At 44.3% G+C, this 9,497-nt stretch carries 10 protein-coding genes; 7 read left to right on the top strand and 3 right to left on the bottom strand.

Annotated elements, in window-relative coordinates; translation table 11 throughout:
- Positions 1-251 precede the first annotated feature (251 nt).
- Positions 252-1,574, top strand: coding sequence for a 3-isopropylmalate dehydratase large subunit (locus QUB20_RS21295; protein WP_333249306.1), 1,323 nt, complete (start codon positions 252-254; stop codon positions 1,572-1,574).
- Between the two features lie 214 nt (positions 1,575-1,788).
- Here the strand turns inward: QUB20_RS21295 and QUB20_RS21300 are convergent, their stop codons facing one another.
- Both QUB20_RS21300 and QUB20_RS21305 read right to left on the bottom strand, forming a co-directional pair.
- Entirely contained in the window at positions 1,789-2,187 is a 399-nt protein-coding gene (locus QUB20_RS21300; RefSeq protein WP_333058196.1) for a transcriptional regulator, read from the bottom strand.
- A gap of 169 nt (positions 2,188-2,356) precedes the next feature.
- Complete coding sequence (locus QUB20_RS21305) at positions 2,357-2,572, bottom strand: type II toxin-antitoxin system HigB family toxin (protein WP_333249304.1); 216 nt, start codon at positions 2,570-2,572, stop codon at positions 2,357-2,359.
- Between the two features lie 630 nt (positions 2,573-3,202).
- Here QUB20_RS21305 and QUB20_RS21310 point away from each other — a divergent pair.
- From QUB20_RS21310 to QUB20_RS21320, 3 genes are all read left to right on the top strand, one after another.
- Positions 3,203-3,961 carry a DNA-binding protein gene (locus tag QUB20_RS21310; RefSeq protein WP_333249302.1) on the top strand — a complete coding sequence of 253 codons (759 nt, stop codon included), beginning with the start codon at positions 3,203-3,205 and terminating at the stop codon, positions 3,959-3,961.
- 334 nt (positions 3,962-4,295) lie between these two features.
- The gene (aqpZ, locus tag QUB20_RS21315) at positions 4,296-4,994 is read left to right on the top strand and encodes an aquaporin Z (protein ID WP_333058193.1); all 699 of its coding nucleotides are present in this window, start codon (positions 4,296-4,298) and stop codon (positions 4,992-4,994) included.
- Between the two features lie 139 nt (positions 4,995-5,133).
- Positions 5,134-5,625: a gluconokinase gene (locus tag QUB20_RS21320; RefSeq protein WP_333232235.1), complete on the top strand. Its 492-nt coding sequence runs from the start codon at positions 5,134-5,136 to the stop codon at positions 5,623-5,625.
- A gap of 336 nt (positions 5,626-5,961) precedes the next feature.
- On the opposite strand, the gene QUB20_RS21325 is transcribed toward QUB20_RS21320, so the two are convergent.
- On the bottom strand, positions 5,962-6,939 hold the full coding sequence (locus QUB20_RS21325; RefSeq protein ID WP_333249300.1) for a carbohydrate kinase: 978 nt from the start codon (positions 6,937-6,939) through the stop codon (positions 5,962-5,964).
- A gap of 444 nt (positions 6,940-7,383) precedes the next feature.
- On the opposite strand from QUB20_RS21325, the gene QUB20_RS21330 reads away from it, so the two are divergent.
- The 3 genes from QUB20_RS21330 (at position 7,384) to hisS (ending at position 9,390) form a co-directional block, all read left to right on the top strand.
- Entirely contained in the window at positions 7,384-7,659 is a 276-nt protein-coding gene (locus tag QUB20_RS21330) for a photosynthetic electron transport-dependent transcriptional regulator PedR (RefSeq protein ID WP_006633901.1), read from the top strand.
- Positions 7,660-7,693: 34 nt separating this feature from the next.
- Positions 7,694-7,975, top strand: coding sequence for a hypothetical protein (locus QUB20_RS21335; protein ID WP_333249324.1), 282 nt, complete (start codon positions 7,694-7,696; stop codon positions 7,973-7,975).
- A gap of 137 nt (positions 7,976-8,112) precedes the next feature.
- Positions 8,113-9,390 (top strand): histidine--tRNA ligase, encoded by a 1,278-nt coding sequence (hisS, locus tag QUB20_RS21340; RefSeq protein ID WP_333249298.1) that lies wholly within the window; start codon positions 8,113-8,115, stop codon positions 9,388-9,390.
- The last annotated feature ends 107 nt before the right edge of the window (positions 9,391-9,497 follow it).

Here is a 9,497-nt window from a genome sequence, read left to right on the forward strand (position 1 = left end):
TAACAGTGGCTAGCTGTTAGTTACCAGTCGCATAATCGAGGGACTTGCATAAATTTTATTTTTGTGTTAATCGAAGTAGAGGCTATTGTAGAGATTGGCGATCGGCGAAAAAGAAAGTGACAGTCAATCGATTTGAGATTTGAGATTTAAGATTGAAGAAAATGTTTAGTTGATAAATTACCTGTCAACATCAGGCGATGTTTCGCTTACAATACACTATGTAGCATCAAATAAAAAAGAGCGATCGCACTATGGGAATGACCCTGACCGAAAAAATCTTAGCCAAAGCATCGGGCCGCACTAAAGTCGAGCCCGGAGAAAATATTTGGGTAGAAACAGACGTGTTGATGACCCACGATGTCTGCGGCCCCGGCACCATCGGCGTTTTCAAACGCGAATTCGGTGAGAATGCTAAAGTCTGGAACCCTGACAAAATCGTCCTCATTCCAGACCACTACATTTTCACCAACGACGAACGCGCTAACCGCAACGTCGATATTCTCCGCGATTTTGCGAAAGAACAAGGGATAAAATACTTTTACGACATCACGGATCGATCGGACTTCAAAGCAAATCCCGACTACAAAGGAGTTTGCCATATCGCCTTAGCACAAGAAGGCCACACCCGGCCGGGCGAAGTGCTCTTCGGCACCGATTCCCACACCTGTAATGCCGGCGCTTTCGGACAATTTGCCACGGGTATCGGCAATACAGACGCGGCTTTTATCATGGGAACCGGCAAACTGTTAATCAAAGTTCCCGCAACCATGCGCTTTGTGTTTAACGGTGAACTGCCGGATTATTTGTTAGCAAAAGACCTAATTTTGCAGATTATTGGTGATATTAGCGTTGCGGGTGCTAACTACCGGACGATGGAATTTGCCGGCGATACAGTTGAACGTTTGACGATGGAAGAACGGATGACGCTGTGCAATATGGTGATTGAAGGTGGCGGCAAAAACGGCACGGTTGCGCCGGACAAAACTACGTTTGATTACGTTACTTCGCGGACTGATAAACCCTTCGATTCATTTTACAGCGATGGGGATGCTAAATTTTATAGCGATCGCACCTACGATGTCAGCCAATTAGAACCAGTTGTCGCCAAACCGCACTCCCCGGACAACCGCGACTTAGCGCGCAACTGCCGCGATGTCAAGATCGATCGAGTTTACATCGGTTCCTGCACCGGCGGCAAAACCTCCGACTTTCTAAATGCCGCCCGCATTCTCAAAGGAAATCAAGTCAAAGTTCCGACGTATTTAGTACCAGCAACTCAGAAAGTTTACGAAGATTTGTTTGTCACAAAATACGATGGTCAAACGCTTTCGGAAATCTTCTTAGCTGCCGGCTGCATTGAACCTGCCGCGCCTTCTTGCGCCGCTTGTTTGGGCGGGCCGAAAGATACTTTTGGGCGGATGAACGAACCAGAAATTTGCGTATCTACAACTAACCGGAATTTCCCCGGCCGCATGGGGAATAAAGAAGCGCAAGTTTATCTCGCTTCGCCTTACACGGCGGCGGCTTCGGCGCTGACTGGGTATGTCACCGATCCGCGCGAATTCCTGTGTTAGAAGTTGCTTTTTACCCGTTGTAGGGTGCGTCAGACTTTCACTCTAGAATTTATCGAGGGTTTCGGATATGACGCACCTTATATTATGTTCGATCGATTAGTTTCGATCTGGGCGGGGGCGGGTTTATTGTATTGTCGATTCTAGGCAAATACTATTGGTGAACCCGCCCCTACAAGACATAGAATTAGATCGTAACCGATCGATTTATCTTAAATTAAATGAACAAGCTAGGTGAGATTTGAAAATAATCGCCGAGTGCCTTAGCTTGTGCTTTGCTAATTGAGCGCTTGCCATTCACAACTTCAGATACTACGCCGCTAGATCCAATGATACCTACCAAGTCTGCTTGGCGGGTGCCGCTGGATTCCATGATATGTTGCAAAATCTCATGAGGTTCGGATTTGTCTACCGGATAGTTTTCTGTCTCGTAAACTTCTATCAAAGTGACTAACAACTTGTATAAAACTTTCTCCTCTGGAGTGAGGTTTTTAGCAAATGTTAGCCTTTCTGCAACTGCCAGGAGGCGATCGTATTCTTCCTCAGTTTCGATCGCCTTGGGAGCAATTTCTGCGAGCAAGTTGCTGTAAGTCGTTCGGTCAAAAGTTAGGGTCATTTTTCCATTTTTCTTGGTCGTAGTCAGAGTGGGTTAGGAAATATTTGTAGAAAACTGTTTGGTTCTCATAAGCTGTTGAGCATTTAAATAGAATGTCAACAAACAATTCGGTGTCTTGTGGGGTGGGCGTCTCGCCCGCCCTGAATATGAAATTTAAATGCGTGACAGCTTAGTTAATCCCAACAATCAGGCGATAGTCGTTGCCTTTGATATTAAAGACGGTAAAGTTTCCTACTGCTTCGGCATCCCGATAAATTTTGCGAACATCCTCCAAATTATGCCATTCCGCTTTGTTGACAGTTTCTTTCCAAATCTCAATTTGGTTTTTGACAGCCGGGTACTTAGCAGCATTATTACGGAGGTTGCGGAGCGAAATTAGGTGCATTTGTTTTTAGCTTTTTAGTGGTTTTGTATTGCATCTCTTTCGCTTCCATAACGTGGCTTATTCAATCACTTTATACAGGACTTACTCACAGATTTTATCTATAGCAATCCTTGCAAGAGTCGTAAACTTTTTACCCCACCCCAACCCTCCCCTTGGTAAGGGGAGGGAGTAAGAAATTCACAAATGATTTAGGATTGCTATATAGAGCGATCGCTGTCCACCAGAACTCTACAGGTGATCTCAAAGTTCGGTTATGCAGGGTAATACCAAATCCGGGTTAGGCATCCCCTTTATTGACCAGGAATTTCAAAGGTGGTACCCGCCACGTGATTTATCCGTGGAATCAATCCAAAATCGAAAATCGAAAATCCTCAAGCCCCCGCATTTATCTCGCGCAAGTCAATCGAAAATCGAAAATCGAAAATCGAAAATCGAAAATCGATTGACGGAATATTTATAACAGGGGTGGTAAACTCGGATTTGGTATAAGTCCTGCTTGTATACTCATACTCTCATTTTGAGAGGTAAGTGTCAAGGGTCGATCGGGTAAACATTTTTTAAGCTGCGTAGGTGAGTTGTGTTTGTGCAGTACGCACTGTGCACCCTACTTGAATTGACAGGAGATTTACTTTGAAAACACTATTTTTGGCTTGGCAAAGCCCGGACAGCGGTTCTTGGTTTCCGATTGGTCGATTGACATTTAACGGCAAAGAATACCAGTTCAATTATACAAATGGTGTTCTAGAAGCGAAACTTAAGTGCGGGTTTCAACCCTTGCCATCTTTCCCGGATTTCCATAATGTTTACACTTCACAGAAACTGTTTTCGTTGTTTTCTAATCGAGTGATGGCCCGATCGCGCCCTGAGTACCCTGAATTTGTACAGTGGTTGAATATCCCTGAACACGAACATGACCCAATTGCTTTATTGGCGCGCAGCGGAGGCAAACGGGCAACTGATAAATTTGAGGTATTCCCTTGTCCCGAACCCGATGAAAATGGACGTTACTTTATCCATTTTTTTGCAGATGGACTGCGATACCTTTCAAAGTCGGCAATTGAACGGATTAATCGGCTTAAAGTGGGCGAACTTTTGTATTTAGCCCACGAATTTAAAAATCCGCGCGCTTCCCGTCTGCTTCTGTGTACTAAAGATCACTGGATTGTCGGCTATTGTCAGCGCTATCTTGTGGATGATATTTTTGAAATTATTTTGCAGCATCCAGAATTGGTTTGCGTACAAGTCGATCGCGTCAATCAACCCCCAACGCCGCTACAGTTCCGCTTGCTATGCAAGATGACTGCCGATTGGCGAGACTTTCGCCCCTTCCAAAGTCGGATGTACCAGCCGATTAGCAATGATGTTTTAGCTGCAAGTGCGATCGGATAATCAGCAACAATAAGTAAAATTACGATCGCAGAATTAGGGAAGAAGTCAAGTTAATTGTTGTGAATTGAATACAGAAGATTGCACAATTTATACAAATAATTAGCTTAATCTTGACATTTTTCACATAATAGAGTATGTTTGAGCTAATTTATCGATTCCTAATTTCGCATTCTCAGTTAAGTCCATACAATTTCTGAAAATTAGAGCTACACATTGCTAATGATTTTGATTAGTATTGTTGCGCTAAGTGAAACAAATCCGAGTTCTAATTTTTATATTTAGAACTCGTATGGGTGTGAAATTAACCGATTAGAAAATTGAGACAATTGTGAGTATGAACAAAAAAATAAAGATTGGGGTTGCTGAAGCTTTTGGTACTTTTGTGTTGGTATTAGGTGGATGTGGCAGTGCGGTTTTAGCTGGAGATAAAATCGGCTTTTTGGGAGTTTCGATCGCCTTTGGTCTATCCCTCTTAATCATGGTTTATACGATCGGCCCTATCTCTGGATGCCACATTAATCCGGCGGTAAGTATCGGTTTAGTAGTTGCCAAACTGATCGATGCTGTTTTGCTTCCTTATTATATAGGAGGTCAGATTGTAGGGGGAATTTTAGGCGGTCTGGTTTTGTATATGATAGCATCAGGAAAACCAGGCTTTGATGCGGCTGCTTCTGGATTTGCCTCTAACGGTTTTGCAGAACATTCTCCCACGGGTTACGGACTTTTGGCAGCAGCTTTGACGGAAATTGTACTAACTGCTTTTCTGTTATTTACCATCATGGGTACTACCCATCCCAAATATCCCGTCGGTTTGGGCGGAATTCCCATCGGCTTGATGCTGGTGTTGATTCATTTAGTCGGAATTCCCATAACCAATACTTCAGTTAACCCAGCTAGAAGTATCGGTGTCGCACTTTTTCAAGGCGGATGGGCAATCCAACAGTTATGGGCGTTTATTGTATTCCCTGTGATCGGTGGAATTATCGGCGTTTTGGCTTATAATTTCATTAAACCCACTCTGGAAGAAATTTGAGCGAAAATCATAAATAAACCGGGTTTATTGAATTTTTTAGGGTGGTAGAATTCATCCGGCAACTTAAGAAACCCGGTTTGTCGATCGCGCAACTTGATAAAATTGCAAGTATATTGCAAGTATTCGGTAAATAGGTGCCATGATTACGATCGTGATGGGAGTCTCAGGTTCTGGCAAAACTACTGTTGGGAAGTTGCTGGCGCAATCTCTCAATTGGGATTTCAGGGATGCCGACGATTTTCACCCATCAGCTAATATCAATAAAATGAGTCGGGGCATTCCTTTAGAAGATGCGGATCGCCTTCCTTGGCTATTACAATTGCAAGCTACAATAGACAGGTGGCTGTTAGAAAATAAAAATGTGGTTTTGGCTTGTTCTGCTTTAAAAACATCTTACCGCGAAATGCTCTACCGAGACCAACAGCGGATGAAGATAGTTTATCTAAAATGTTCTTTTCAGCTATTAGCCACCAGGTTAAAAACTCGCGAAAACCACTACATGAAAGCAGACTTGCTGTTAAGCCAGTTAGACAGTCTCGAAGAACCTGAAGATGCAATTATCATAGATGCTTCGCAGCCACTAGAGTTAATCGTGCGCCAAATTATATCATGTCCGATCGATCGCCCATAATACCATTGCCGGGGCGGGTTTTTGAGATTGTCCGTTTTTGGCAAATATTATTGGTGAACCCGCCCCTACAGGAATCAGGGTAATCGATGGGACATGATATGATGTGCGGTTAATTGCCCCCAATAAAACCTATAATACTAAATCGAGCTTAAATACCAGTTTATTTCTTAGTCCCTCTTAACTAGGGCAATAATTTGTATAGTAGCTATTTCAAACGGCGAGTCTTAGCGAGGGTTTTTAACTCGGATTTAGTATAACAGTATTTTTTTCCTAGCAACCGAGTTTATGAACCAAAATTAGCCCCCTTTCCGTTTCCAGACTGATAGGTTGGCGGCCCTAATTTTTGTACAAATATAAGAAAGCTTCTACTTCAGCCGCAGTAGGTTGAGATATAATTGCCCCCGGTTTCATCGCTGTCATCGCACCTACCGCACTGGCATAAGTTACAATTGTTTTGGCTATTTTGGGGTCGGCTAAATTCTTAATTCCATGCTTGCACAACTGTCGCACAAAACCAGCCAGAAATGCGTCGCCTGCACCTGTTGTATCCTCAACATCTACTGTAAATGCGGGGATTTTTCCTTCATTTTCCGAGATACAATAGGCGCAACCTTTCTCGCCCGCAGTCACCAAAACGCCTTCTACGGAATCGAGACGGTAGGTAATAGCTCCAGCATCGGTAGTGTCAAACAACCATTCGGCTTCTTCCTCAGATAACTTGACAAAATCAACTTTTTTTAATATTTTTCTAATGCGCGCTTTTGCTTCGTCTGGATTTGGCCAAAACACGGGACGCCAATTGATGTCAAGTATAATTTTAACGTCGTACTGTTCTGCTAGTTCGATCGCTCGGACGATCGCCTCTCGACTTTCAGGATAAGCTAATTCTAAAGTACCTAGCACTAAATATTCGGCATTTTCAAACAGCACTTCGGGTAGTTGTGCAGCGAGGAGGCGCGTGTCTGCAAAATCGGCCGTATCCAATTCGCCAAAACCGGCAAAAGATCGATCGCCCGCTTCATTCCGCAAGACATAAACTTGCCGCGTCGGCGCACTTGGATGTCGCTGCAATCCAGCAATATCAACCCCTACTTCTTGCAATACCTGCACTAGGGAATTCCCCAATTCATCCCCACCTACAGCACCGATAAATCCCGCCGCCGTTCCCAATTTAACCAAAGCACAGGCAACATTAGCAGGAGCACCGCCGGGATGTGCCGTCCAAGATTCTACCTCTTCGAGAGATACTCCTGGTTTCTCTGCTAAACAATCAAATAAAACTTCACCCAGACACAGAACGCGAGGATAAGTCATGTCTATTTTAGATTTTAGATTTTAGATTTTAGACCAGCAGTAGACAGCTCAATAATTATTTTTAAGCCATCCCAGAAAAATTGCCAGCTATTTTTTAATAGCTGCTCCTATAATATCAGACTTACTGATACTGGCAGTTACTCGCTCAACGCACAAGCGCAGTGCGGGCGTATCAGTTGTTTTACCTGAAAACATCTGCGGGTTTGGCCCGGATGTCAGATGCGGGCCGATAAAGGGATCACCCGCCACCGGAAGGGTGCCAGCAGTGCAAGTCGGTGCGGGTCATGCTGTGTCGGCGCTGAGTTTGCACTTTTTGCGATTCTGCAAGCGAGTTGGTGCTTCGGGCCCGAAAGAGTAGCATAGCAAATTTAATTTTATCTTCATACTTCATCCCTCATCCTCTAGAATTGTAGATAGGTAAATATGCAGACATAGGAAAAATTTATGAGTGGGATTGTCTCTGGGACCCCTGTCACCCTTTCGGACAGAGAATTGCAAGTGGTAGAGTTAGTAGCAGCGGGATTGACTAATGAGAAAATCGCCGAAAAGTTAGAGATTAGCAAGCGTACAGTTGACAACCACATTAGCAATATCTTGAACAAGACGCGGGCTGACAATCGAGTTACGCTTGTACGCTGGGCTTTGCAGTGGGGAAAGGTATGTTTGGACAATATTAACTGCTGTCCTCTACCGCGGCCGATCGATAAAGAAGTATCTTAAGTAGGGATTTTGGTTGGGGACAGGCAAAGAAATGATGCAAACGGCACAAGAAAAACAACTCCGCTATCAAATTCAAAGCCCTGGATTGCCGCTGGCGGTGTATCGCGAAGTGGCGACCCATTTGCGTCAAGTTGAAGGGGTGGAAACCGGTTTAATTCCGCAGCAGTCGCAGCGGTTTGATTACTACGACAGCCAAGTTGGGGGTTTGTGGATACAGTATCCTGAAGGGTTCGATTTGGCAGGTCGCGAGCGGGTCGATCGCATTTTGGCTTATTATGGCGATCGTTACGGAGCCTGGGAATTATTAAGTCATTAGTTATTGGGAATTGTTAGCTGTTGACTGTTGACTGTTGACTGTTGACTGTTGACTGTTGACTGTTGACGGTTAACTAATAACTAATGATTAATAACTAATGATTAATGACTACTAACTACTGACTACTGACTAACAAAATGAGTGCAATTAAAACTTTACCGGGAACGCGGGATATTTTGCCCGCTGAAATTCAATATTGGCAAAATATAGAAGAAGTCGCTAGAACAATTTTGAAAAAAGCGGCTTATCGGGAAATTCGGACGCCAATTTTTGAACAGACATCTTTATTTGAACGCGGCATCGGAGAAGCTACCGATGTCGTGGGCAAAGAAATGTACACTTTTAAGGATAAGGGCGATCGATCGACAACTTTGCGTCCAGAAGGCACCGCCGGAGTAGTCCGAGCTTTTATTCAAAACAGTTTGTACGCGGCGGGAGACGTGCAGCGTCTGTGGTATGCTGGGCCGATGTTTCGCTACGAACGCGCGCAAGAAGGAAGACAGCGGCAGTTTAATCAAATTGGCGTGGAAGTCTTGGGGAGTGCGAATCCTCGTGCGGATGTCGAAGTAATTGCGATCGCCTGTGATATCCTGCAAACACTCGGTTTAAAAAATTTGCGCCTCGATATTAATTCTGTCGGAAATAAGCAAGACAGACAAAATTATCGGCAAGCTTTGATCGATTATTTTACACCGCACAAAGACGAATTAGACGCCGATTCTCAAGACCGCTTGACTCGCAATCCACTGCGGATTTTGGACAGCAAAAATCAGCGCACTCAAGAAATTGTAGCTGGTGCGCCGAGCATTTTAGAATATTTGGGAGAGGAATCGCGAGATCACTTCGAGCAAGTGCAGCAAATGCTCAAAAACTTAGGAATTAGCTATCAGTTAAATCCCCGATTAGTGCGCGGTTTAGATTACTATACCTACACCGCATTTGAAATAATCTCCGACGATTTGGGAGCGCAAGCCACAGTTTGCGGAGGCGGCAGGTACGACGGTTTAGTAAAGGAATTGGGCGGCCCAGATACGGCGGCAGTTGGTTGGGCAATGGGTATCGAAAGGTTAATTATCCTGCTGCAAAAGTTGCAACCTTTGCCCGCGCCCAAGCAGGATTTTTATTTGGTATCCAGGGGCGAAAAAGCAGAACAGCAATCCGTATTATTAGCTCAAAAATTGCGAAGTGCGGGGTTTAGCGTCGAGATAGATTTGAGCGGTAGTGCTTTCGGGAAACAGTTTAAAAGAGCCGACAGAAGCGGTGCTGTGGCGTGTTTAGTTTTGGGAGATGCGGAAGCTGAAAACGAGACGGTACAATTGAAGTGGTTGGCGAGTGGTGAACAAAGTGCGATCGCCCAATCGGAACTACTAGCAATGACAAACGAGCTACAGCAGAAGATTATAGCTGCATATTAAGTCCGGCAGGGAATGAATTCCCTGCCTCAAAGCTAAAGTCCTCCTAAGAAACTCAATCTAACTGTGGAGTTTTAGCAACTAGCTCAAACCCAAAAGACTCAGCAGTT

The organism is Microcoleus sp. B4-C2, assembly GCF_036705265.1.
Lineage (GTDB): Bacteria > Cyanobacteriota > Cyanobacteriia > Cyanobacteriales > Microcoleaceae > Microcoleus.

What these genes read in the sequence shown, in the direction of transcription:
- QUB20_RS21295 (WP_333249306.1), top strand. Translation starts at nt 252, where the DNA reads ATGGGAATGACCCTGACCGAAAAAATCTTAGCCAAAGCATCGGGCCGC.
- QUB20_RS21300 (WP_333058196.1), bottom strand. Translation starts at nt 2,187, where the DNA reads ATGACCCTAACTTTTGACCGAACGACTTACAGCAACTTGCTCGCAGAA.
- QUB20_RS21305 (WP_333249304.1), bottom strand. Translation starts at nt 2,572, where the DNA reads ATGCACCTAATTTCGCTCCGCAACCTCCGTAATAATGCTGCTAAGTAC.
- aqpZ (WP_333058193.1), top strand. Translation starts at nt 4,296, where the DNA reads ATGAACAAAAAAATAAAGATTGGGGTTGCTGAAGCTTTTGGTACTTTT.
- QUB20_RS21320 (WP_333232235.1), top strand. Translation starts at nt 5,134, where the DNA reads ATGATTACGATCGTGATGGGAGTCTCAGGTTCTGGCAAAACTACTGTT.
- QUB20_RS21325 (WP_333249300.1), bottom strand. Translation starts at nt 6,939, where the DNA reads ATGACTTATCCTCGCGTTCTGTGTCTGGGTGAAGTTTTATTTGATTGT.
- QUB20_RS21330 (WP_006633901.1), top strand. Translation starts at nt 7,384, where the DNA reads ATGAGTGGGATTGTCTCTGGGACCCCTGTCACCCTTTCGGACAGAGAA.
- QUB20_RS21335 (WP_333249324.1), top strand. Translation starts at nt 7,694, where the DNA reads ATGCAAACGGCACAAGAAAAACAACTCCGCTATCAAATTCAAAGCCCT.
- hisS (WP_333249298.1), top strand. Translation starts at nt 8,113, where the DNA reads ATGAGTGCAATTAAAACTTTACCGGGAACGCGGGATATTTTGCCCGCT.